The 879-nt window shown below is 59.6% G+C and carries 1 protein-coding gene; it reads left to right on the top strand.

Annotated features, from left to right (window positions below):
* Positions 1-364, top strand: a 364-nt coding sequence (locus EN914_RS36885; protein ID WP_245497949.1) for a hypothetical protein, incomplete at its 5' end; no start/stop codon positions are given.
* Positions 365-879 lie beyond the last annotated feature (515 nt).

Here is an 879-nt window from a genome sequence, read left to right as displayed (position 1 = left end):
GATTGAGAAAGTGACGCCATGGCGGAACTTCGGATCGCCGCCGCGCTTAATCCGGTGGAGGAGTTATCCGATGAACGCGACCAAAGAGTTTTTTGAAAGCTGGCTGCAGGAGAATGTCGGCACTCTTGCCGGCCAAGAGGAAGTGAGCTTCGCCGTGCTGGCTCAGCAATTCGAGCAGGATGCCGAAGCGGCCGGTTATGGTCGCGAGGTGCGTGAGGACGAGCTCGGAAACATTGAAGATGCGATCGAGCAAGCGCTCAAGAAAGCGCGAACTGGCGTGCATGGTGACGCCGCTGGCGAACCCAGCGATGTGGCAGCCCTCATGGATGCGCTGGAGGTCGAAGATGCCAAAAGCGGGCCGTAGGCCATACCAGATCAGCTCTTTTCGTTTGTCGAAGTTGCCGGGGTAGCCCCATGGAGCAGTTTCGCAAGGACATGGCCGCCTTGGCAGAGCCGGCTTTCTGGGTGACGATAGGTTTGCTTCTGGTCCCTTATGCGCTTGGAACGGTGCTGCTCGTTTGGACCTGCGGCTGCCTGTAAGGTGCTACTGACACACCCCGGTGGTGGTTCAACGGCCCTAACGCCATACAATACCCAGCTAATGCGCTCGCGGGGGGATCCTGCGCTGCAGCAATGTCCGAACGATCTCGTCGCCAGGAAGTTCATCGTCGACACCAAGCTCCTTTGCTGCCGGTAATCGCACCGCCGCGGCTGACAGCTTTTGGGAGAGGGCCGCCGTGTGCAGGCGCCGACGCTATCTGCGCTCTCAAAGTTCCAGCTACGGCCCCCTGTCACGGTTCCCCGATCACGCGCCTGAAGCGCGTTTCCTTGCCTCGAAAATAGCCCAGCAGCTTGCGCGTTGCCTTGGAACACTTGTGT

It is taken from the genome of Mesorhizobium sp. M7A.F.Ca.CA.001.08.2.1, assembly GCF_003998455.1.
Classification (GTDB): Bacteria; Pseudomonadota; Alphaproteobacteria; order Rhizobiales; family Rhizobiaceae; genus Mesorhizobium; species Mesorhizobium ciceri.
Note: the sequence above shows the minus strand (reverse complement) of the source record. Positions and strands in the feature narration are given on the sequence as shown.